Genomic DNA, 23,129 nt, shown 5'->3' on the forward strand with positions numbered 1-23,129 from the left:
ATGAAGGAATCGGCGACGCAACCGTATTAAGGACAGGCGCAAGGAACAAGGTTCAAGGATCCAGGCGAAGGACGAGGGACGCGAAGAGCACGAACAACAAAAATTAAAACGGAGTGAGAGGCACTTGAACAAGTATCCTTATCTTTTTCATCCCGGTCGGATCGGTAATGTTGAACTGAAGAATCGCATTGTAATGGCGCCGATGGGGACCATGGGGCCCCATATAGGTTACGGAAGCACCTTTTCCGACAGGTTGATTACGTATTACGAAAGGCGCGCAAAGGGCGAGACGGGCCTCATCATCACCGGTTTGAGCCTGGTGAGTTCTGCGCACGAACCGTGGGAGATCGACGGTGTGAACCCCAACATCATTTTTAACTCTCCCTGGCGAGTACCCAACTATCTGCAGTTGACAGAAAGAGTGCATGATTTCGGGGCCAGGATATTTGTGCAGCTGACGGCTGGTTGGGGCAGGGTCTTTCCGGGAACACTTGCAGAACAGCTCGCGCGAAGGGGGGCGCAATTCGCAGCCGTATCAGGAGGGCCGCTCTTCTGGAGGCCGAACATCATGGCCCGTGAACTCGCAACCACGGAGGTGGATGATCTTGTACAGGCATTCGGCACAGCTGCATTGATCGCCAAGCAGGGCGGCTTTGACGGGGTCGAGCTTCACGGCCACGAAGGTTACCTGATGGATCAATTCACCACCGCTTTATGGAACAAGAGAACAGACAAATACGGCGGCGATCTGATGGGAAGGATGCACTTCGTTCTTTCAATTATCAAGGCAATTCATCAGAACGCAGGCGCCGATTTTCCCATCATTCACCGGATCGGGCTGGAGCATAAGATTCACGGCGGAAGAAAGATTGCTGAAGGGATTGAGATCGCCAGGATATTGGAGAAGGCCGGGGTGTCAGCTCTTCACGTGGATGCCGGTTGTTTCGAGAATTGGTACTGGCCGCATCCTCCAGAATATCAGCCGCCGGGGTGCATGGTTGATCTGGCCGCCATGATCAGGCCGCATGTGCATATTCCGGTTATCACCGTGGGACGACTCGGCTATCCGGATCTTGCCAACCGCGTACTCGAGGAGGGAAAGGCCGACTTTGTGGCATTAGGACGGCCTTTGCTTGCTGACCCGGATTTCGCCTCGAAAGCGCGGAAAGGAGAAGAGACGGAGATCCGCCCCTGTATCGGTTGCCACGAATGCTTTGCACGGCTGCGGACCCGAAAGGCCCTGAGCTGCGCGGTCAATCCGCAATGCGGGGATGAAGAACGTCTGGAGCTGCGCCCCGCAATGGTTCGAAAGAGAGTTGCTGTTGTTGGCGGAGGCATTGCCGGCATGGAGGCTGCCCGGGTAGCAGCCCTGAGGGGCCACTCCGTTACACTCTATGAAAAGAGCGATCGTCTTGGCGGCATTCTTCATATCGCAGGTAAGGCTGATTTCAAAAAGGATATTGCACGCCTGTTCATGTTTCAGACAGGTCAACTTGAAAGATTGGACAACATACAGGTCAGACTCCGGACTGAGGCTACGCCGGAGATGCTCGCAACCGACCAGCCGGATGTTCTCTTCATTGCAACGGGCTCAAGTCCTCTCTGCGAAGCTGACATTAAAGGCTTGAGCACAGGACGCTATGCCACGCCAGAAGACGTGTATCGGGATGAAGTTCCACCGGGGAGAAACGCCTGCGTGGTAGGAGGCGGATCCGTCGGCTGCGAGACGGCTCTCTACCTTGCGAAGAAGGGTTGGTCGGTCACGCTTGTGGAAGTGCTCGCCGCGGTTGCCACCGATCTTTTCGAGGCGAACAGAATGATGCTTCTCGACCTGCTCACTCACCACGGCGTGAAGCTTTACGTCGGTAGCAGGGTGAAAGAGGTCGCGACCAGCGCCCTATTAATCGATACTCCTCAAGGAGAGGAACGTTGCGAGGCCGATCTTCTGGTACTTTGTATCGGGCGTCAACCTGTGAACGATCTGGTGCTTGCAGTACGTGAGTTCATCAAGGAAGTCTATGTCATCGGCGATTGTGTTGCACCACGTAAAATAAAAGACGCCGTCTGGGAAGCTTTTAAGATCGCGATAACGATATAGACAGAAGAGGGAAGCGGTCTGTCACTGGGCGAAACTGATTCTTCCTTCCACTTGAGGAGAGACGGGAGAATGTTCTTTCAGGTACTCTACCAGGGCATCTAAGAGGGTGTCCCCGTACGCGATATTCTTTCCTTGAGTAAGAGCAGCCATCTTGTCGCCACCCGCAGCCAGGAAATCATTCGTGACCACTGTGTACGATGCAGTCGCATCGAGCGGCTTTCCGTTAACTTCCGCTTTCACTACACGCTGGCCTGCCGGTCTCTTGAGGTCATAGGTGACTGCAATGCCGGAGACCTGCATGACACCGAAATCGCCTGTGCCGCCCTGCTCCAGCGCTGTGCGCACCTGTTCTCCGGTCAGCGTCATAGAGATGAGCACATTGTCAAACGGGAATGCGGTGAACACTTCCTCCATCGTGATTTTTCCGGCAGGAATATTTGCCCTGATACCGCCGCTATTCTCAAAGGCAATCTGGCATCCTGCGGCTGCTCGCATCGCGTCTGCTACGAGATTGCCCAGATTGGATTCGCCGGTTCGTGTAGTTGTGAGGTCGGCCGATGCTGTTCCCACGACTGCGGAGAATTTGTCCTTGACCCGGTCGTTATATTTCTTCGCGATCAGCGCAGCCCTTCTGTCTGATGCGTCATGCGCTCCGGCAGACACAACTTTGAGGCCGCTCGCCTCGGTGTAGCCGACGGCTTTACTTGTCGCCTTATCAACGATGAGTTCCAGCACGCCGAGATACACGCCGTAGGCGCCGGTCTGCAGGATGACCGTGCCGTTCTCCGTCTTCAGTGGCTTATGGATTACGGTGTGGCTGTGTCCGCCAACGATGGCATCGATGCCCGGAACGGTTGAGGCAACTTTCTTATCCGCGTCCAGCCCGAGATGCGAGAGCACAATGATGATCGTCGCTCCCCGCTGTTTCACATCATTGATCAGTCCGGGCAATACATTTTCAGGACTCAAAAACGTCAGGTTTTTCACGTTATCCGGTTTTGTGGTGTACCGTGTCTCCGGAGTAGTGACCCCTATGACCGCTACTTTTGTCTGCCCTTTCCGGAGGATTACGTACCGCTTCATACCGGGCAACAGGTTTCCATGGGGATCGACAATGTTTGCAGCCAAAAAGGGAAAGTGAGCTTCGCGGCGTAGTCGTTCCAACACACCCACTCCCCAATCAAACTCATGGTTGCCAAGGGCCATGGCGTCGAACTTCAACTCGTTCATGATGTGCATCACCGGGGCGCCGTACGCAAGGTTGGAGACAGGGCTTCCCTGGAACATATCACCCGCAGCCAGTAGCACTGTGCCGCCGGGATTCCGGGTCCTCTCCCTTTTTATCATTGCGGCGAGATACGCGGCTCCGCCCACCGGATTATCCGCATCAATCGTTTTGTCTATCGAGGGATTTACCCTGCCGTGATAGTCATTCACATGAAGTATCGTCAGGATCTTCGTAGCAGGGGCGGCACACAAACCGCCTGTGGTGATCGTGACGATCACAAGAATGGCTAACAGCAGGTTGCATGATCTCTTCTTCATCGTACCTCCTGAAAATATCGCACCATTGCGCATAACCTGTTTTTAAGTCAGTACCCGTGCCCTTAAGTTGTCGTTACCTTCACCATCTTTCTCACTTTCCTCGGTGCCGCCAGCCAGACTATGATACTTGATGCAAACGCGAAAACAGCACAGAGGAGAAATGCCAGTTGGTAGCTGTGGGTCCTGTCATAAATAAAGCCGCCAAACCAGGCTCCGAATGCGCACCCGGCACCGATGACTCCTTCCAGTATGCCGTAGATCAGGCCGAAGCGTTTGCCCTGAAAAAGATCGGCTGCTACTGAGATGAACATCGGGGCGGTGCAGCCCCACCCGATTCCGAGCAGAAGGCTGAAGACATAGGCGAGATTCCTGGTGCCTGTTGAGTCGAGCAGAATAAGAGAGCATGATGCCATCGTAAGAACAATCGCGCCTGCTGTGAACGTCGGTTCCCGTCCTATACGATCGGAAAGCCAACCCCAGAATATTCTGGCGATCAATGACACGACGCCGACTATCGCCAGGAAAAAGGCTGCGGCCATGCGTTCGATGCCTTTGTCGATGAGAAACCTCACCGAGTGAGTGACCATGAGATACACAGGCGTGATGCTCAGGAAGGCGAATACAAGCACCGCCCAGTAACGGCCGGTCTTGAATATCCGTTTGACCGTCCAGTCGGTAGCAGCCCAGACTGGGTCTACAACCTGTACGGTTCGTTTCTTTGGGGGCTGCCCGACAACCGATCCGTCAGGAAAGAGGCCGAGATCTGCAGGTCTATGTCGGAGAAAAATGAGCATCGAAGGAAAGAGAACGATGAAGAAGAGAGATGACAGGGCCACGAAGGACGTCCTCCAGCCCCACAGAGAAATAAAATATTGCGTCAGCGGCACCAGCAGGAATGTCCCCAGTCCCATTCCTGATACGGCAAAACCCACAGCGACCCCTCGCTTCTTTTCGAACCAGTGGGCCAGGAGAGGTGAGTATGCGGCGATGCTGACCGCAGTGACGCCAGTGGCAACTATAATCCCGAAGAAGAGGTAGAACTGGAAAAGAGTCCCGATAGAGCGGCAAAGAACGAGCCCGCCGCACATGATGGCTATTCCGGGAAGTATAACGCGCCGCGGTCCGAATCTGTCGATAAGACCTCCCGTGATAGGCGCCAATATCAGGTAGATGATGTAGGAAACCGACTGAACGCCGGCCGCAGCGCCGCGGCTCCATCCGAACTCGTCAAGCAGGGCCGCATAAAAGACCGCAAACGTGGTGCGGATTCCTGTCCATGCAGCCATACCGAGAAGACCGAGCAGAACGATAATCCAGCCGTAAAAAAAAGGGAGGGACGCAAAACGCTTTTCCGCCAATGAAGTTCCTCCTTGACCCCTTCGATAGGGCGAAGTGAGCTCAGGCAGTGCCGCACGTTCCGACCTGTGGCGCTGTTTGGACTTCTATATTCTTCACAATTTCCGAGCTTTACACAATTGTTTTTTGCAGGCGGAGGAGCGCAATCAAAAAATTGACACACTTTTTCATTCTCGTTATACTTGCGGGTAGCAGAGAGGGTGAGATGTCCCGGTTACAGAAAAGGATAGCTGTTCTCCTTATTTTGTATCTCATAGTGATAAGCGCACTCTGCCTCATAGATTACGGTGGCGGTAACAGCGGTAAGATCAACGGCGTTGCCTCTTTTGTCGGGCTCAAGTCAATAATTGCAGCCCCGACCTTCGAATCAACCCGCTATGGACTTTCAATTATCTCCAGGGAAAGCGTGCGACCGAATATAGGTGCACTGCTTGTGTACGGGATCCTCGGATTTATTGTTTCCTCCGCAATATATAGCCTGCAACCCAAGGTAGGCGGTTTGGGCGCTTCCGACTGGGTAGATGTTGGCCGTCGCATGACAGAATCGGCCTACTACGAGGAAGCGATAGATGCGTACAGTATCGCGACACAACTCAATCCCACATGGCGACTACGAGCGGGCGGTCCGGGACTACCACTCGGCGCTCCGTCTCAAGCCTGTAATGAGCACGTATTACACGGAGCTGGGTGATTATTTCAATAGCCTGAAGCTGGTAGCCGGCCATGGCCTGAGCGAGGAGAGCTCAAGGGATGCACGTGAGGACGTGCCCGCAACAGATTTCCTCTGGTGTCCCAACTGTTTTATAGCGATGAAGGTAGCGAAGGGTAGTAGGGGGTGCTTCAGTTGCCCTAAGTGTTCGCACGAATTCTTCGCCTGAAGGTGGGCTGAATTTTGCGCCTATCTTCGTTCCCTTCGTCGTCGTGATACCTCGACGTACTTCATAGTACGCCGTCGGTCCACTCCTCCTCGGCGCCTCGATATCCATCGAAATTGAGCTTGGTATCAGCACGCTTCCAACCGCTCGGAGCGGGGCAGCGAGGGAAACAGTGATCCGGCAGGTTCCGCCATATGCGATAGTTCGCCTTCGTTAATGGGGCATAGCCGTTTGACCCGTTAAGTTTGTTTGCATTGGAAACGATAATGAAATACCTGATAAGGGCAAACCATCCTAAAGGATGGGACGCAAAGCCACTGGCCTAAGTCCGAAAGGGATACGGTCGCAGGGCTGCCGGGTGATGCAGAGGCATGCTTCACCATTCCACGGCAGCGGTCCTTGCATCTCTCCGGCGCACGCGAAAGACAGGATTCGAGAGATGCGGCAATCACGTTACAAGATCGATTCCTTCATTGACGCATCAGCGTACTACTCCTGTCGCAAGTCACAGTATGAGGAGGTTGCAATGGGGTACGAGCGTATACTGATCGTGGAGGACGAATACATTACAGGTGAAGGCATCCGTCATATGGTTTACCAATTCGGGTATGAGCCGATCGGGCCTGTCGCTTCCGGCAAGGATGCCATCGCAAGCGCTCTGGCCCATGGTCCCGATGTTATTCTGATGGATATTCAGCTAAAAGGGCCCATGAACGGCATCCAGGCCGCGGAAGCAATCAGGGCGCAATCCCGCTGTCCGGTGATCTACGTCACCGCCAACTCAGATCAACTAAGAACGCGGGGAGCCGTGGATACCGGATCATTCGGACCAGTCTTGAAGCCCATAAACGAGCAGGAGCTTCTTGCAGCCATCAAGAAAGCTCTCAATCAGCCGAGGGCTGAATCGGCACCGCGTGCGTGGCCCCCTGTTGTGCATGAGCTGTAGCAATCATCTTTGAGCAGCGGGCGTAATCCTGCGAATCATACGACTCACCGTGGCATAGCCGACAGGGTTAAATCCTTCGACCCATCAGAAATATCCGCTTGACTTATTGCTATTTGATTCACGTATAGCTACTCTTTGGCTATACTCCATAGGACGTACGGAGTTATGCCAAAAAGGATACCCATATCACTGATTATTGTGGTGTTTATCGTCTCCCTGTCCGTCGTGGTGAACTGGGTCAGAGAAAGACGTCAGGTACAGGGTACTGCTCGCATAGCGGCGAGTGGTCAGAGCGAGATGTTTCGCCACGAAGAGGATGCTCGGGAATCAGTGAACGAGCAAAAGGCAAATGACTGTGATGAGTGGGCGCACATGAGCTTCAGGCAGAAGCAGGCGAATTACCGAACTGATCCCAAGAGGTGGGACAGGTGCTTGTGTGAGGGAGAGGGCTGCGAGCTGGACCGTGTATATCTGACGGGTAAATCACGAGCGCTTAAGTGACGAGAGGGAAATCATGAGACGCGTCTTCTATGTAGTGTTGGCGGGGCTGGTCTTTATACTTGCCGTCCTCGTAGGTACGGTAATATCAGCAGTTTTACTGGGTGGAGTGGAGTTGTGAAGTTGATGAGCGCAGGCTCAGCTTGCCTTTTACTCTATGATCGTTAGAATAAAGGAGCACCCATGAACAAGGACAAACCAAACGAATCGCAAGCCAGCGGGCTAAGCCCTTACGGCACGTCCGAGCAGAGACGTACCATGGCACGATGGAAACACAAAGGTTCGACGCTCCAGTATTGGACCGAAGTGCCACGAAGTCTTGCAGTCATGGAAAATGACCTGGGAGAAGTGGTGTTCATTGACAGTGATGGAAAAGCATGGAGAGGACCCAGATTTAGCAAGGCTAACCCGGTGCCGGTGGATCAGTATCCCCCCTTAGCAGATGATTACCTGATGGTGACGTGATGAAGAATATTATCCTGTTTGCGTTAATCCTTGTTTCCTCGGTGATCGTCTGTTTTGAGACCTCTTACGCGTTCAATTCCGAGGACCTTCAACGACTGATGAAAACGGGCAGCTGCGTCGATTGTGACCTTTCAGGAGCAGTGCTCATCCACATGAAATTGGGCGGTGCAGATCTCGCAGGAGCCAATCTATCGGGAGCAAACCTGACCGATTCATACCTGGCAGGCGCAAATCTGGAGGGGGCTAATTTATCCAATGCTGTCCTGATCAGTACAAGTCTGGCGGGAGCTAACCTCTTTCGTGCCAAGTTAGGTCGATCGAACCTTATGTACATGGATCTCTCCGGCGCCACCTGGGTTGATGGATCATCCTGCCTGAAGCCTTCTTCCGGGTGGTGCAAGAAGTAGATCAAGAAGCAAAAGCTTTCCCGAAAATTTCACTCACTCAAACGGATCTATACAATAGCGCAAGGTTCCCGTTTTCCGCTTTAAGCGTCTGTCACTGCGGGGAGCGTACGGGAGGCATTGTGGGGGGTGGCGCCTGAGGGAGCCCACCCGTGTTCACCTCATTGTTAATTGTCCGCGCAGCAGCAGCTTGTTGCGCTGAGAGCTCTTGCGCTGCTGCTTGTTGCGCTGCCAGCTGCTGCGCCAGAGCCTGTTGGGCTGCTGCCTGCTGAATTGCCAGCTGCTGTGCTGCTGCCTTCTGTGCTGCTGCCTGCTGAATTGCTAACTGTTGAGCCGCCGCTTGTTGAAGCAGCAGGTACTGTGCTGCTGCCTGTTCCGTTGCTGCTTTCTGCGCTGCTTCCTGAGCAGCTACACATTGAGCCGATGCGTCTTGTGCTGCGCCTTGAGCTGCCTTGAGGGCTGCCTGGCATTGAGCCGACGCCTCCTGTGCTGCGCTTTGAGGCGCTTGCTGAGCCGCTGCTTGCTGAGCTAGTTGTTGGGACGTTGTACACTGAGCAACTGCTTGTTGCGCTGCATTTTGCGCTGCCTGTTGGGCCGCTGTGCACTGCGCAACCGGCTGTTCCGCGCTTTGAGCATCTGCGCTAACAGGCACAATACATAAAGCTGCTACTAAAAGAAATAGGGTGACAATTATCGTTTTTGTTAAAACGCCGGCTGATGTGGTAGTCAGGTTATTCATAACAGTTGCCTCCTGCAGGGTATATCCTCACAGAATTAGGTTGGTAAGGGTCTGGTAGCCACCTTCAAATCCATCTCGTTTACAAAGTATACCCTTTATAATGGATGTCAACAAGAGGCGTTCCCGTTCCTTGTTTCTCCTTAGAAACAATTTTCTTGACTACTTCTCTCATCCTGCTACAATTGATTCTTATGCAAGCGAGGTATAGATGGGAGGATCATCAGTATGGGCCACCCGGATGAACTACCTAAAACAAAGTCGAGAATCAAGGAGGCCGCGTCTCTCCTGGGCGTTCCCGTTGGCAGCATCCCCGGTGATGAACGACAGCTTGAGAGCCTTGCCGAGCTCGTAGAAGCGCTGCTTGAGAAAAACGGAGAGGAATGGATCGGTCTGCACAGCGGCGTGATTCTTGATCAATGGCAGATATTCTTAACCCTGGGGATATAAGGGTAAAAAAGCACCTGCCTCGGCTTGCACCTGATATCTTTCATTCCACCGCGACCCTGCTTCAGCCGCCACATCATACTACATTCCACGGAGGTGTCAACGAATGACTATTGATCCCGCAGCAGTGAAAACCCGACACGATATGCATGACCTCATCACTGCTTTTATCATGCCGAGACCGATTGCCTGGGTTTCCACGGTGGACGCTCACGGTGTGTATAACCTTGCGCCATTCAGTTTCTTCACAGCGGTATCAGTGAAGCCTCCGATGGTTTGTATCGCTATTGGACGGAAAAAGGGCGGCCAAAAAAAGGACACCATCAGAAATATAGAGAGTTCAAGAGATTTTGTAGTCAACATCGTCGATGAAAGTCTGGCGGAGGCCATGAACCAGACCTCTGCCGAATATGCCCCGGAGGAGGACGAGTTTGCAGAGGTACGATTGACACCGGTACGGAGTGATATCGTCAAATCCCCGCGCGTTGCTGAATCACCTCTGAACCTCGAATGCGAGCTACGGCAGGTTCTTGAATTCGGTGAGGAGCCGGAAGGCCATTCTCTTGTTATCGGTGAGGTGGTGCGATTTCATATCCGGGACGAACTCTGTACCGGTACGCACATCGACGTCTCAAAACTGAAACATGTCGGACGGCTGGGAGGAGCGCAGTTCTATTGCCGGACGAGCGACAGGTTTGAAATGGAGAGACCCAAACTGTCCTGAAAAGTTCGCCTTTCCCGTTTGTGATCCGCAGCCACAGCGCAAAAGGCGGCGCAGACTGATAAAAGATGGATGCGCGCTAATACTGATATGCCGTCGGTATCTTCTGGGCCTTTTCCTGGGCCTTCCAGTACTCGATGCGCTCCTTCAGGAAGGCCAGCCAGCTATCAACCTCCGGCTCCTTGACTCCCTTGGACACGAAGTCCTTCTTGAACTCCGTAATCACCGGCTGCGCCGCATTCACCCATTTTACAGCCTCAGTATCTGAAAGCGTAATCGTCTGACCGCCCTGACTCTTGAGGACTTCTATGCCTTCAATATCCACGTCGTTCCACTGAAGTGCAAATTTGTACCTGTAATCTTTCGAGGTCTCATCGAAGATCTTCTTGATATCGGCCGGCAGGGCGTTCCATTTATCTTTATTCATAGCGACATAGAATGTGTAAGAGGTGCCGACCTGCCAGCAGGTCGTTGCGTACTTCACCAATTCACCCAATTTCCACCCCTTGATCGCTTCTGCAGCAGTGAAGGTGCCATCGAGCATGCCTCTCCTGAGTGACTCGTACATATCCGCCATCTCAATCGGGACGGGCGTAGCGCCAAGCCCTTTAAGGAGATCCCCGACTCTTCCTGTGCCTCTTATCTTCAGGCCTTTCAGATCCTCGAGAGTCCGCACTGGCTTGTTGACAGTCATTATGATGACCGGTGCACCCGTGACGAACATGAGGGGATGGTAAGCGTCCCACTCTTTCGGTTTGAACTTTTCATAGAAATCGGTTGCCGCATACGTGCCTATATAACTGCTGGGGTACCCGAGTGGTAATTCCATTATCTCCATAACAGGAAAACGTCCCCTGGTATAGCCGCAGTTGGAGAGGCCGATATCGGCTATGCCGGTTGCCACGCCAGCAGCCACTTTCGGAGCGGTCAAGAGCGTGCCCCCGGGATAATAGGAGACCTCTACCCGCCCGCCGGTCCGGCTCTTGATGTCCTCGCAGAATTTTTCAAAAAGCGTCGAATGCTTATGTGTGGGAGGGAAGAAATTGGCAAACTTAAGCTTGATAGGTTGTGCTGCGTCTGTTACTGAGTACGTGAAAAGAACGAACAGAAAGGTAGCCGCTACCAACAAAGCTCTCTTCCTCATGTTGCACCCCCCTTTTTTTGGTAGCACAAACTATCCGGCCTTACACTTGCTCCTGTTTCTGTCCTCCTGTGAACAATTCATATTCAACTCATGACTTTGTAGACTGTAGCAACGATTGTAACTCTCGTCAAGGATTCTGCTTATGAATTCCCTCACAGAAGACTCTTTCGTGCACTCCTGCAAAAGGTATTTGCAGCCCCTAAATCGAGGTTTGGTTTTCGACTCTCTCCCTAAGGTATCACCGGGAGCAACAGGTATGACTGGTGCTCTGTGGTGTGATATACGGTATGCGTCGTTTCTTTGAGATTGCAAAGGTGAAACCAGATCGGGTCCTCCCAATGGGTGTCCTGACCTTTGATAACGAGCTCAATCTTGTGCCCCTCCTTAAACACATTTGACGCCTCACGAATCTCAATTGCATATTCGTAAATCTTCCCCAACTCCACCGGGACACTCACGGTATGCGGATGATACGGTTGGTAAGGCTTCGACTTCTTATCGTCGAGCGCCCTGTGCGAAGCCCTGAGCCAGCCCTTGGTTACCAGCTGGCTTGAACCGTCAGGCCCCATGTCGTTGAGGGTAACGATCCATGTGGCATCAGCCTGATCGAGCGCGGCCGACAGATAGAGCGCCATGGGTCCCGTCACCTCAGTATCTTTCTTGAAAGGTGGCGTGCTGTACCTGATTCCGGGGATCACATCGCGGGGAAGCGGGTAGGGCTTGTTCACAAACGCGTCAGCACCTTCGTCCTTCCTCGGAGGCTCTTCGCTTAATACTCCGTCCTCCCGTAAGTGGAGCTTTGTCCATTGAGTGCGCGCCAGCGGCCACTCATGCTCGTAGCGCCACTCGTTCTTCCCTTTGATGAAGAGCTTTATGGGGGGCTCGTCCATGATCCCGGTATCGTTTCCCTTCAGCCAGTGATCGTACCAACGCAGTATTACGTCGTGGTCGTCGGTCCAGGGACGAATCGGCCCGCTTGTATATTCGGTCTCGTTAATCATCAGTTTCTTTGTCGTATTGATCCCGTTGAACGCGGCAAAAGCTCCGGGGAGATGGATGGGCCATCCGCTCCAGCGGCAGACAATATACGTGGGGATGTTGATGCGGTCGAACTTCGTGTATGGCGAGACTTCCCAGTGATAGGGACCGTCAAGAGGGTGGACTAGACCTTCGAAAAGGGGCGGATTTTTTTCAGGGTACTTTAACGCATCATGCAGCGGCACATAAATCTGAACCTCCTCTTTCCGCATCAGTTCCTTCACCACGTTATTCATCTCTTCCGGTTGTTCTCGCAAGGACCGCGGCAATCCTGCGCCCACGGCCACGTGTCCCCACCACTGCATGTAAAACATATTCATTATGCCGCCATGGTAAAACTGGTGACGATACCTGTCGGTAGACGCTTCGTAAGGAAATATGGCCTTCAGGTGAGGAGGGTTCTGTCCCGCAATGAGAAACTGTATAATCCCGAAATAGGACATTCCCAGCATTCCCACGTTCCCATCGCACCAGGGCTGCGCTGCGATCCATTCGATCACGTCGTAGCCATCCTCATGTTCCTGCAATCCGTAGAACGGGTATTCCCCTTCCGAATTCCCTGAACCGCGGGAGTCAACAATCACGTGCACGTATCCTCGCGAGACAAAAAATTCAGTGTCGCCGGCTTCCTGGCCGCCATTGCCGCGGACCGGGCTCAATGGCCCTCTCGGCGACTTGAACTTTTGAACATCTTTTCCGTAGGGCGAAACTGAAAAGAGGGCTGGGAATTTCCCGTCTGCATGCGGACGATAGACGTCAGCAGCCAACCGCACACCGTCCCTGGCAGTTATGAATACATCTTTCTCCGCTTTCACCCGATATTGTGGTTTGGAAACTTTGTCCATCCAGTCTTCAGCCATGTTTATTCACCTTTCTCCAGAATTTGTGCACTCTTTGTATCTACTGCTTACGGCTCACTGCTCACCGTAATCAGGTAATCTTTTCCCTCAGCCTCCTGCTCTGTCGCAGTGCTACGGGCAACAGCAAGACTGCCGCGCCTATAATCAAACACGCCACCGAGATCGGTCGCATAAAGAATATTGAAATACTTCCTTTCGATATGAGGAGTGATTGTCGCAGGGAGGTCTCCAGTATCGGCCCCAGCACAAAGGCTATTACCAGTGGAGCAAGCTCGTAGTCGAATTTTCTGAAGGAATACCCTATGACGCCGAAGATGAGCATGATCAGCACGTCAAACTTGCTGTTATTGGTGCTGTAAGAACCGATAATGCAGAGGAGGAGCAGTAAGGGGAAGAGAATCTTGTAAGGGACTTTCAATATTCGTACCCAGAGCCCGATCAATGGAAGATTCAAGACCACGAGCAATATATTTCCAATGTACATGCTGATGATAGTGCCCCAGAAAATGTCCGGGTGTTTCTCTATAAGCGTTGGTCCTGGCTGTACGCCGTGGATCATGAGCGCGCCAAGAAGAAGAGCCGTGATGGCGTTCGAAGGAAAGCCTAAGGTGAAGAGAGGTATAAATGCCCCGGAGCTTGCGGCGTTGTTGGCCGATTCAGGCCCTGCCACGCCCGCGATCACACCGGTGCCAAACTTCTCCGGATGCTTGGAAAGTTTCTTTTCCAGGGCATACGAGACAAAGGTCGACATGATTGCGCCGCCCCCGGGCAGTATGCCTAAAAAAAAGCCGAGAAACGATCCCCTGATGATCGCACCGATCGACTCAGCCCAATCTCTGAGGTTGGGGAGAAGATTCTTGATTTTCGTTTTAAATACATCGATGTTTAGTGACTCTTCGAGATTCTCCAGGACCTCGGCCACACCAAAGAGGCCCATGACAACAGGCACCAGGCCCAGTCCGTCCTGAAGGTCCAGTATACCGAACGTGAATCGCGTGCGTCCCGTGACACCATCAATGCCTATCTGGCTCAAGCTGACGCCTAGTATTGCCATGATGACTGCTTTGACGAGCGAGCCATGGGCGAGATAGCTCAGTATGGCAAGCGACAGAATGATGAGGGAAAAATATTCGGGTGGACCGAACTTAAGCGCAACGGCCGATAAAGGAACTGCGACGAGCATCACGATTATCGTACCGATGGTCCCGGCGATAAAAGAGCCGAATGCAGCTATGCCGAGGGCCGGGCCCGCTCTCCCGTGGCGAGCCATCTGGTAGCCGTCAAGGCAGGTAATGACCGACGTCGCCTCCCCGGGAATATTCACCAGAATGGAGGTAGTGGAGCCACCGTATTGTGCTCCGTAATAAATTCCGGCCAGCATGATAATGGCAGAAGTGGGGCTGATCCCGAACGTCACAGGGAGAAGAAGAGATATGGTTCCCACAGGACCGATTCCCGGCAGCACCCCGATGAGCGTTCCGATTAATACTCCGAGGAAGCAGTAAGCTAGGTTACCGATGCTTAAGGCTACGTGGCAACCCATCGCAAGATTGTCAAAGAAGCCGGACACCCAAATCACCTCACCAGAATTTCAGCAGGCCTTTAGGAAGCTGGCATTGCAGCCACACCGAAAAGAGAAGGTAGCTCAGTATTGCGGTGCTACCCGACAAGAGTAAGGGTGTAAGCCACTTTTTCGGTTCGGCCAGCTTGAATAAGAGCAAGAGACAGACAAAGGTAGTGAGCAGAAATCCGAGAGGCTCAAGCAGTAGGATATAGCCGACCAGAATTGCCACCGTCAGCGACGGATTGAGGAAGCGTTTCCAGCGGCGTTTCGTCAGACGTCCCAAATCTCTCGCAGCCTCCCCTTCTTTTGCCTGAGAAATAAGAGTGGAGCACACGAGGATCAGACCGAACAGCGCTAGCGACGCTCCCGCAAAGAAGGGCAGGAATCCGGCGCCCGGGGTATGGAAAGTTCCCAGTTTCAATTGGATCGATCCAAGGCACATTCCTATGCCGAGGAGGACCCAGAGCAGTCCATCTGCGAGGAGCAACTTTTTCATCTATGGCACCTGTCACGCCAGAGGTTTATCGGCTACCGCGTAGTTCTGGAAACCTATTTCTCGACCAGCCCGAGCTGATTGACCAGCTTGCCCATAGGGGCGTACAGTTTCTTCCACTTCTCAGCATAGTCCTTGCCGCTCATGTAGGCTTCGTCGATAGTGTACTGTTTGAGCATGTCTTGAAACGTGCGATCCTTCATAGCATTCTTGAACACCTTGTCCAGCTTGTCGCGGATCGGGTCCGGCAGGCCTTTCGGGCCGTAAATACCCATGTAGGAAAGCAGGTAGAAATCGTGGCCCTTATCAACTATCGTCGGAACCTTCGGCGTTGCTGACCAGTGATTACCGCTTATGATGATCAGCATTTTCATTTTTCCTGCCTTGACCAACGGGATGAGATCGGAAGAGCCGGCAGTGGCTGAATCAATGTGCCCGCCAAGGCACGCGTTCACTGCTTCCGGCCCATTTTTGAAAGGGACCTGCTGCCATTTTATACCTTCAACCATGGCAATGTGTTCCATCGTGATATGCGGCATCATGCCATAACCCGGGTGACCATAGGTGAATTTACCGGGATTTGCCTTCGCATACGCGATCACATCCTCCCAGGTGTTCCATGGTGAATTGCTACGAACAACGATCCCGTTGTTGTACTCGCCGTACGTCATGATGTCCACGACGTCCTTGAATGGATCGTAAGGCACCTTTCGTATCTGCGGCTGCACGATATAGGTCGCCGTAACCGTGGTACCTAGCGTGTAGCCATCGGGTTTCGCTTTAAGAACGTAGGATTTTGCGATTACACCGCCAGCGCCTGGCTTGTTCTCGTTCACGATGGGCTGACCCAATTCTTTTTCTGCAGCCCTCGAGAGTACCCGTATCAGTGTGTCATGCATACTGCCGGCAGCCCAACCACAGACCATTGTAATAGGCTGAGTCGGATAGGCATCTGCTGCAAGAGATTCCGCAGCCCACAGGGACATGACCAGGAGCATCATCACAAAAAATAGTTTCAGCATGCAACGAGTCTGTTTATGCATTGTTCTCCCTCCCGGTTTCTGTTTAGTTCCATGGTGAAGTCACTCATGTCTGAGGCTTGAGTGGATATTTCTCAAGAGGCACAGGCTCTGTGAAGAATTTCGATCTGCCCTCTTCTTCCTTGATCAGGATCCATTTCAGCCAGTTCTTGTCGTCTCTGTCCGGATAATCCTGGCGGTGCTGTGTGCCGCGGGTTTCCTGGCGCATCAAGGCAGCGCTCAGCGTCCAACCTGCAGCCAGGGCCATGCTTTCAGCCTGGTGGTAGCGGCACAAGTGATGAAAATCTGCAGCTCCGACCTCGCGCAGGCTCTCCCTCGCCGTATCCACCTTGCGCAGTGCCTCCCGTAAGCGCCCATCCTCCCTGTGGAGATTGTATTTCACGGGTATCATTGCCTCGTGAATGCGGTAGATTACGTCGTTGACGTTGCCGCCGCCGTGACGTCCTAGGGGCCTGAGCATCTTTTCTTTCAACCTTTGTACTTCGTTCGTGTCAATTTCTACCGGCTCAGCAGCCGCAGCATACTTCCCAACGCTTTCGCCGCCCTTGAGTCCGCTTACCGTGGCAAAGGCTATACTGAATCCACCGAAAGTACCGGATGCCCGGGCGCCGGTAAAACCCGATCCCAGAGAACCCGCGTCTCCCACGGCCCAGAGGCCATCCACTGTTGTTCTGCACTCCAGGTCTATTTTTATGGGACCCTGGCCGCCGACGAACTGAAGTTCTACCTCGATGCGTTCCTTGTCAGGATCTAATCCGAGCTTTTCCCGTATCGCCTTCAGCAGATCTCCCCTGCCGGCAGGCTGGAACCGCGCCGGAAGTGTCTCGCTTTGAAGCGCGACAGCTCTTTCTTCTTCGGTGAGCTTTCTGAAGTTTATATAAATAGGCCCTCTGCCAGCCTCCACCTCCCTGGTCATGGCATCGGCTATCCGATAAAAGTCGAGGAATTCCTGTCCTGCCTTCACGCCCGTCTTAACTTCCGGGTAGTATCGCTCAACGAACCGCTCACCCGGTGCATTCTCAAAAAAGAGATAGAGTGGGGTGCGCCGCCTGATGTCGCCTCTGAATCCAAAGGTGTAGGTGTTGGCAAACTCTGCATTCATCAAATGAGCCCCGGCGCGATACGCCATTGCCACACCTTCGCCCGTGTTCACCGAGAAGTGCCTCTGAGCGTAGTAGCGGCATGAACCATTTGCGATGACCACAGATCGAGCTTTGATGATATATGTCTTGCCATCTACCAGGCCGAAGCCTATGGCACCGATTGCCCTGCTGTCCTTCTTAATCAAATCAGAGATAAATATTTTATCGAGAGTCCTGATTTGTTTCCTGGTGGCACTTTGCTTCAGTTTGATCATAAGTTTTACCGGCGAAAAATGCGTAGCCCGGTATTTCTTGTGAAAAGGAACCGTAATGATCTCTCCGTCAGACATCCAGAAGGGAAGCCCCATTTTTGCAGCTTCTCTGATGCACGCATACATATTCTGCGCAAAGGCGCTCGTCCACTCCTGATTGTTCAGGAAATTACCTACCCGGACAAGCCATGTGAAGTAATCTTCCGCTTCTTGAGGTGTAACGAGGGCGCAATCGCCTCCCGAAAGAGGTACCTGGCCTGACCATCCTATGCCGCCTTTATCTACGACCAGGACATCTTTCGCAGTTGCCTTCGCTTTGATGGCCGCTAACAGGCCGCTTATGCCCCCGCCTATGACAAGGACATCGGTGTTCATCACATCACCAATTTTATCAAGCGGTGCCACTTTGTTTCTCCTCAAGACTGGCGAATCACCAAATCAGCCTGTGAGCTGTCGGCGGTCAACAGTCAGCTTTTAGCAAAAAGTCACGAAATCTTGTGATGCCTCTTGCGCCCAGTCACAAGGCGGAAGCGATCCGGTTTTCGCCTGACCCTTGACCCATGTCCCGTGACCCCGTTCTCTCAGTACGGTGAAGGTAATTTCAATGGCCGGGATTCAGACACCTTGATGCAGCGAGCCGGGCAGAACATTTCGCAGCTCCAACATGCTACGCAGTCCTCGGGGTACGTAATCACCGCCTTATTGATCTTGCCGTCCATGCGGAACACATCCTGCGGACAAGCAGAAAAACAGATCCCGCATCCGGTGCACCGTTTTTTGTCTAATTTCTCAATCGCCACAACTATTCTCCTCGCGTAGCTTCAGATTACAACACGAGAGTCATCTGCATTTCAAGCACCGGCAGCCTTTGCTCGTGCGCCCGAGACAGTACGACTGCAAACTTTAGACAAACTTCTAAAGTGATCAGGACGATGGGCTTGCCGGTACTGACACGATGCTGTCCTTACTTGCCCGTGTAAAGGCCGAGTTCCTTCAAAACAGGGATACCCGCCTCTTCCATATCCTTGACTTTTTGCTTTACGAAGTCCGGTCCGCCCCAGCGGGGGTCCTCGCCGCCCATATCGGGGAGTTTCTTGAACCGCGGATCATCATAGATTTTCTTGCAGACGTTAAAAAGGTAGCTCTTTATGGCCTCCGGCGTATTCTTGTGAACCCATATAGCCCCGAAGGTCATAAGTTTTGCGGCCTCGCTGAACCCGAGTTCCTGCAGGCATGGCACGTTCGGTTCGTCGCTATATCTATGGTCTGAATAGAATACCAGGTAACGGACATTGCCGGCCTTTGCCTGATCTTTGATAACCGCCATACCCATGCTGCATGCATCAACATGGCGGCCGAGCAGAGCTGCAAAGGCTTCAGGGTTGCCCTTGTACGGCACGTCAATTGTTTGGACGCCGGCCTTCTTGAACACGCTCATGAGAATGATAGTGGGCGGAATTCCCCTGCCCAGATGAGACCACTTCAGCTCGCCGGGGTTTTTCTTCGCATAGGCGAGCAGATCGCCCAAGGTCTTCCATGGGGAATCCTGCCTGACAATCAACCCCAGTCTCCATTCCATGAAATTGGCGATGGGGACCAGATCATCCGGGTTGAAGGGGACTTTCTGGGTCTTTACGGTTGTCGCAAAGAACATGTTGCCCTGAATGTTCAGCTTGTAGCCATCCGGCTTTGCCTGGATGACTTCTGCGGCAGCCAGGCTTCCTCCCGCGCCCGGTTTATTAACTACAACTATAGGCTGCGGCATATACGTGGGTGCTATTTCAGCAATGAGGCGGCTAACTACATCGAGTGAACTGCCCGCCGTATAGGGTACGACAAGCTCAACCGGTTTTGTTGGATAGTCCAGCGAAAGGGCCATCCCCGGCAAAAAGGCTCCCATGCCCAGAATCGTTGCACATAGTAAGACGATGCTTCCTCTCATCATTGCACCTCCCCTTAGTAAACGGCGACTCTAAGGTTCATTGTAACAGAATGGTAGAGGATGTAAATGCAAAACGCTTCGAGAAGCGTTCCCTCGTCGACCGACAGATTTCCGTCATCATTCGGCGTGGCACTCGTATCCGAGATGCTGGAGTACCCCTTTCCCACAGCAATGGTGGCTGTTGTGACTCGAGATCAGTAGTTCATTAGTAGGGGAATAAGAATGCAACCTTGCTTGGCGAAAAAGGCGATCTTCCGCCAGTAGTGGCCGGTGGGCTCCATGCCGATGAACACACGCGTGAGCTTGTGTTTCCGTTTTGTCTGTTCGACCATTGCGTGAAAGAAGTTGAACCCCTTCCGCGAATTGTAGATCTTCGGGTAGCGCCCCAGTACGTTTCCTTCCTTGTCCATGAAACAGGCCGCGTTGAACGCGCTGCCAATGTCCATGCCGATCACCAGGGTACGGTTCCCGATCCTCTTGCGTTTCTGGACCTGTCTGCTATACTGCTTCTTAAGCATGGGCGTTATCCTCCTGTTAAGATGTTTCGGTTCGCACCTTAAACATGTCCTTAACAGAGAGTACTTGTCCATGCTTTTTCTCCCTCATCCTCAGTCCAACTTCCGTATAGTAAGCTGGAAGTGAGGACGGTCATCTTCTCAATTCGATCAGACATTACGAGCGATAATGCTGATCGCCAAGCCGATAATGAATCTATTCAGGGGTTAACAGGCATCCACCGAACGGCATTTGTCGCATCCTCTTTACTGATGGCGACGATTCAACCAAAGTCTCTGTTACCCTCTCTTTTACCCTCTTTCTTTTTTATTACCCTCTTTCTCCACGGTGCCCCAGGCCCCCGTCCCAGGCATTCGATCCGCCTATCTCTTTGAAGGTCCTTGAGGACTTTGCGCAACATGTCTCGACTGATACCCGGAGTGACGCGCTCCAGATCGCTCAGCGTAAACTGATCAGCGCAACGATTGATTGCTGCGATGATCAGTTCTGTCTTCGCGCCCCGAGGGCTTTTTGTATCACCAAGCCGCGCCTCAAATTCGCGGCAGGCGTTTTTCACGGTGTAAAGGACATAGTTGATATAGGGCCACGCATCATTCTTTCCCTCATGCCACCAAACGGAGCTTTGCTCCAGGGTTTCATAGTACCGTTCCTTACTCTCCTCGATGAGTCGTTCAAGGCTAATATATCTTCCTACCTCGTAGCCGAGATGGTAGCACTGGAGAAGAAGCAGCAGACGTGAAACCCTGCCATTGCCGTCTCTGAAAGGGTGGATTGTTACTTCCCACACCTATGTCTACGGTTACTAATAACGTACACTCTTTTGGCATTCTCATCATCCTTCGCCGTGGACCTCTCATGACCCCTCCTTGGATTGCTTGCTGGAATGCATAGCTGCCGATAAGGAGGATATATAGTGTCATTTCCTCGTCCAGTTCAATCATGAACTGGAATATAGCAAGCTGCAATAGAGCACATCACTATCCCTCCTCTTCGTCCAAAATTTTACATGGCAATGGTGAGTGGTTGGATACGACAACGCAGGCGCTTCACGGCGAAAGAGGGCTCGGGTCGCGCAGCATGACGGCCTGCACAGAAGGGGGATCTCACGGGAGAAGAGGGCATATCCCGTGCAATCCTTCTCCGCTTCTATGGGCACCTGAGAGAAGGGGTTTTGGGGACAGACTCCGGAACTGTTGCAGAGCGTGACGCACGCCTGGTGCGCCGCGTTCATCTCCTGGATACGGGGCGTCGAGATATCGACTGACATCTGGCTCGGTTCGGTCCTCCCGTCCTCAAAGAAATGGGTCGGAACCCGAGTGTCGCGGCTGTTCCCACCGTTATCGGCGTGGTACCGGGGTCGCTCGTGAAAACAATTGATTTCACGACACCGTGGGTCTGTGCGTTATTGTTTTTCTTGTTGCAGATGAACATAACAAGATCCTCAAGTATGAAATGTGTCTTAACCTCAGGAGAGGGAAAGAAGAGAAGATGATGGAAATGACGGTTTACTCGGCAATAAGGGAGTGGCGTTTACCCTTGACAAGCATGTTTTTCGGCCACAGACTTTTGTGTAAGGGATGATCGTGCGTTTGTTCAGCGCTGTGCGCAGAAAGAAGTTTTTACCGAGTTTGGGCTGCGAAGATGCGGCCTTCACTGTAACCGACAATCTCTATCTCCTACTGAAGAGAGCCACCGGTACGAGGCTCGTGCCAGCCTCAACCAAGCCCGTGTCTCCTAGTCCGGAGCCTCGTGTTGAGGCGGACGCGAGCCGAGAACACGCGCGTAAGACCGATCGAGTGTGTGGATGAGATCCTTTTTGCAGGGAAAACAGTCTTGTGGAGTGGTAGACACACAACTACAGACAGGCGTCCCCATATACCCTGAGGCGGAGTTTCACGAGCTCATCGACCGGGAACTGAGAAGGGCCTCGAGAACCAGGAAGTCTTTCCTGCTGGTCCTTCTGAACGTCTCGGGGTGTGCCTCAGCCGGAACGGCCGGAAAAGTTGCGTCCGTGCTCTCTTTCTTAACCCGGGAGATCGATGCCAAGGGCTGGTACGACGCAGAGGGCGCCACCCTGGGTATGCTCTGTGCCGAGTTTGGGGGTGTGAACAACATCGATGCCGCAGAGGAGGCAATAGTCAAAAGATTGTGTGACATCCTCTCGGAGTTCCTCAACGACGAGAGCCTACGGATAGTTCGCTGTACAATGCCGGAAGGCTTCGCTCGGCATGAAGGTGTACCATCGCCTCGGACGCGCGACAAAGGGAGAAAGCAGAGTGTCCTTTAGCGACATGATACCGCAACTCTTGCCCCTGAAGGAAGTCAGACGGATTTTGGGTATCTCCCATGTGACCATGTGGAAGTGGGCTAAACAGGGAAAGATTTCAGTGGTAAAGCTGTCAGCACGGAAAGTCTGCGTGAGACGTGAAGAGCTAGAGAGATTTATCCACGATAACGAAATCGGCCAGATTCCCGGAGTGGCTGGCAAGATGCCCGCGCAAGAGATTATCAGAAGCAAACCTGGAACCCGCTGAAACCTTTTCATGAGTGTTACCCACACCACACGTTCGCGCAAAGACCGCGTGCATCCATCACGCTAGAATTTATCTATTTCGTTGCCAGTGCCAGTGTCGGTTCAAGTTGCAATCCAAATCAGGGAGAGTAGGGACAAGTACGTGGTGTTATCCATTCTTTATGTGGCCTCAGGGTGCGTTGTGCACGGGACATGTCGGGGAACTTAACGATCCTCAGTTAATCAACCTTAATCAAGCTTTATTTCTATTAATGCAACTGAACCTTATTTTACATTGCATCGTGTCGAGTCTCTTTACAGGTATGATAACTCCAGTATCCTCTGCAAAAGCAGGGTGTGGCCTGCTGGTTCTACAAAGCTGTTCTATAATCGATGACTTGGGATACTCCCGTCCATGAGCCACGCTTGTGGCACCTGCTTTGCTGGGACTCACGTGGGGACGGGAAAAAACCAAGGAGGGTACCATGAAACGAGTTTTCTTATGTCTAATGCTTGGTGTCGTTTTTGCCGCGTTGTCGGCGGGCAACCTGCCGGCGGCTCAGGTCGCGGCCCCC

Annotated in this window: 22 protein-coding genes and 1 riboswitch; of the genes, 10 read left to right on the forward strand and 12 right to left on the reverse strand. The window is 52.8% G+C overall.

The window, feature by feature from the left end; genetic code table 11:
- Window positions 1-124: 124 nt before the first annotated feature.
- On the forward strand, window positions 125-2,098 hold the full coding sequence (locus VMT71_10860; GenBank protein HVN24461.1) for an FAD-dependent oxidoreductase: 1,974 nt from the start codon (window positions 125-127) through the stop codon (window positions 2,096-2,098).
- Window positions 2,099-2,119: 21 nt separating this feature from the next.
- On the opposite strand, the gene VMT71_10865 is transcribed toward VMT71_10860, so the two are convergent.
- Together VMT71_10865 and VMT71_10870 are read right to left on the reverse strand one after the other, a co-directional pair.
- A complete protein-coding gene (locus VMT71_10865; protein HVN24462.1) occupies window positions 2,120-3,643 on the reverse strand; it encodes a bifunctional UDP-sugar hydrolase/5'-nucleotidase in 1,524 nt (507 codons plus the stop codon).
- 62 nt (window positions 3,644-3,705) lie between these two features.
- Window positions 3,706-5,001, reverse strand: a complete 1,296-nt coding sequence (locus VMT71_10870) for an MFS transporter (GenBank protein ID HVN24463.1) — start codon at window positions 4,999-5,001, stop codon at window positions 3,706-3,708.
- A 203-nt stretch (window positions 5,002-5,204) separates the two neighbouring features.
- Between VMT71_10870 and VMT71_10875 the strand changes: the two genes are divergently transcribed.
- From VMT71_10875 to VMT71_10895, 5 genes are all read left to right on the forward strand, one after another.
- Window positions 5,205-5,690, forward strand: a complete 486-nt coding sequence (locus tag VMT71_10875) for a hypothetical protein (protein HVN24464.1) — start codon at window positions 5,205-5,207, stop codon at window positions 5,688-5,690.
- Window positions 5,691-6,147: 457 nt separating this feature from the next.
- A riboswitch (cyclic di-GMP riboswitch) is annotated at window positions 6,148-6,233 on the forward strand.
- Window positions 6,234-6,400: 167 nt separating this feature from the next.
- Complete coding sequence (locus VMT71_10880) at window positions 6,401-6,820, forward strand: response regulator (GenBank protein ID HVN24465.1); 420 nt, start codon at window positions 6,401-6,403, stop codon at window positions 6,818-6,820.
- A gap of 165 nt (window positions 6,821-6,985) precedes the next feature.
- Window positions 6,986-7,321, forward strand: coding sequence for a hypothetical protein (locus VMT71_10885; GenBank protein ID HVN24466.1), 336 nt, complete (start codon window positions 6,986-6,988; stop codon window positions 7,319-7,321).
- A gap of 180 nt (window positions 7,322-7,501) precedes the next feature.
- Window positions 7,502-7,783 carry a hypothetical protein gene (locus VMT71_10890; GenBank protein HVN24467.1) on the forward strand — a complete coding sequence of 94 codons (282 nt, stop codon included), beginning with the start codon at window positions 7,502-7,504 and terminating at the stop codon, window positions 7,781-7,783.
- Complete coding sequence (locus tag VMT71_10895; GenBank protein HVN24468.1) at window positions 7,783-8,190, forward strand: pentapeptide repeat-containing protein; 408 nt, start codon at window positions 7,783-7,785, stop codon at window positions 8,188-8,190. The genes VMT71_10890 and VMT71_10895 overlap by 1 nt, the downstream gene beginning before the upstream one ends.
- Before the next feature lie 91 nt (window positions 8,191-8,281).
- Here VMT71_10895 and VMT71_10900 read toward each other — a convergent pair whose 3' ends face one another.
- Window positions 8,282-8,926: a hypothetical protein gene (locus VMT71_10900; GenBank protein ID HVN24469.1), complete on the reverse strand. Its 645-nt coding sequence runs from the start codon at window positions 8,924-8,926 to the stop codon at window positions 8,282-8,284.
- 225 nt (window positions 8,927-9,151) lie between these two features.
- Between VMT71_10900 and VMT71_10905 the strand changes: the two genes are divergently transcribed.
- Together VMT71_10905 and VMT71_10910 are read left to right on the forward strand one after the other, a co-directional pair.
- The gene (locus VMT71_10905) at window positions 9,152-9,373 is read left to right on the forward strand and encodes a hypothetical protein (protein ID HVN24470.1); all 222 of its coding nucleotides are present in this window, start codon (window positions 9,152-9,154) and stop codon (window positions 9,371-9,373) included.
- Window positions 9,374-9,476: 103 nt separating this feature from the next.
- Window positions 9,477-10,094 (forward strand): flavin reductase family protein, encoded by a 618-nt coding sequence (locus tag VMT71_10910; GenBank protein ID HVN24471.1) that lies wholly within the window; start codon window positions 9,477-9,479, stop codon window positions 10,092-10,094.
- Between the two features lie 76 nt (window positions 10,095-10,170).
- Here VMT71_10910 and VMT71_10915 read toward each other — a convergent pair whose 3' ends face one another.
- The 9 genes from VMT71_10915 to VMT71_10955 form a co-directional block, all read right to left on the reverse strand.
- Window positions 10,171-11,235, reverse strand: a complete 1,065-nt coding sequence (locus tag VMT71_10915) for a TRAP transporter substrate-binding protein (protein ID HVN24472.1) — start codon at window positions 11,233-11,235, stop codon at window positions 10,171-10,173.
- A gap of 230 nt (window positions 11,236-11,465) precedes the next feature.
- Window positions 11,466-13,133, reverse strand: coding sequence for a CocE/NonD family hydrolase (locus VMT71_10920; GenBank protein HVN24473.1), 1,668 nt, complete (start codon window positions 13,131-13,133; stop codon window positions 11,466-11,468).
- A gap of 70 nt (window positions 13,134-13,203) precedes the next feature.
- A complete protein-coding gene (locus VMT71_10925; GenBank protein HVN24474.1) occupies window positions 13,204-14,703 on the reverse strand; it encodes a tripartite tricarboxylate transporter permease in 1,500 nt (499 codons plus the stop codon).
- 10 nt (window positions 14,704-14,713) lie between these two features.
- Window positions 14,714-15,193 (reverse strand): tripartite tricarboxylate transporter TctB family protein, encoded by a 480-nt coding sequence (locus VMT71_10930; protein HVN24475.1) that lies wholly within the window; start codon window positions 15,191-15,193, stop codon window positions 14,714-14,716.
- Between the two features lie 53 nt (window positions 15,194-15,246).
- Window positions 15,247-16,233, reverse strand: a complete 987-nt coding sequence (locus VMT71_10935; GenBank protein ID HVN24476.1) for a tripartite tricarboxylate transporter substrate binding protein — start codon at window positions 16,231-16,233, stop codon at window positions 15,247-15,249.
- Window positions 16,234-16,276: 43 nt separating this feature from the next.
- Window positions 16,277-17,989, reverse strand: a complete 1,713-nt coding sequence (locus tag VMT71_10940; GenBank protein ID HVN24477.1) for an FAD-binding protein — start codon at window positions 17,987-17,989, stop codon at window positions 16,277-16,279.
- A gap of 559 nt (window positions 17,990-18,548) precedes the next feature.
- On the reverse strand, window positions 18,549-19,529 hold the full coding sequence (locus VMT71_10945) for a tripartite tricarboxylate transporter substrate binding protein (GenBank protein ID HVN24478.1): 981 nt from the start codon (window positions 19,527-19,529) through the stop codon (window positions 18,549-18,551).
- Between the two features lie 191 nt (window positions 19,530-19,720).
- Window positions 19,721-20,044 carry a transposase gene (locus VMT71_10950; protein HVN24479.1) on the reverse strand — a complete coding sequence of 108 codons (324 nt, stop codon included), beginning with the start codon at window positions 20,042-20,044 and terminating at the stop codon, window positions 19,721-19,723.
- A 260-nt stretch (window positions 20,045-20,304) separates the two neighbouring features.
- Entirely contained in the window at window positions 20,305-20,829 is a 525-nt protein-coding gene (locus tag VMT71_10955) for a Fic family protein (protein HVN24480.1), read from the reverse strand.
- A 1,029-nt stretch (window positions 20,830-21,858) separates the two neighbouring features.
- Here VMT71_10955 and VMT71_10960 point away from each other — a divergent pair.
- Window positions 21,859-22,329: a hypothetical protein gene (locus VMT71_10960; protein ID HVN24481.1), complete on the forward strand. Its 471-nt coding sequence runs from the start codon at window positions 21,859-21,861 to the stop codon at window positions 22,327-22,329.
- Entirely contained in the window at window positions 22,319-22,576 is a 258-nt protein-coding gene (locus VMT71_10965) for a helix-turn-helix domain-containing protein (protein ID HVN24482.1), read from the forward strand. The genes VMT71_10960 and VMT71_10965 overlap by 11 nt, the downstream gene beginning before the upstream one ends.
- The last annotated feature ends 553 nt before the right edge of the window (window positions 22,577-23,129 follow it).

Source organism: Syntrophorhabdales bacterium (assembly GCA_035541455.1).
Taxonomy (GTDB): Bacteria; Desulfobacterota; Syntrophorhabdia; order Syntrophorhabdales; family WCHB1-27; genus JADGQN01.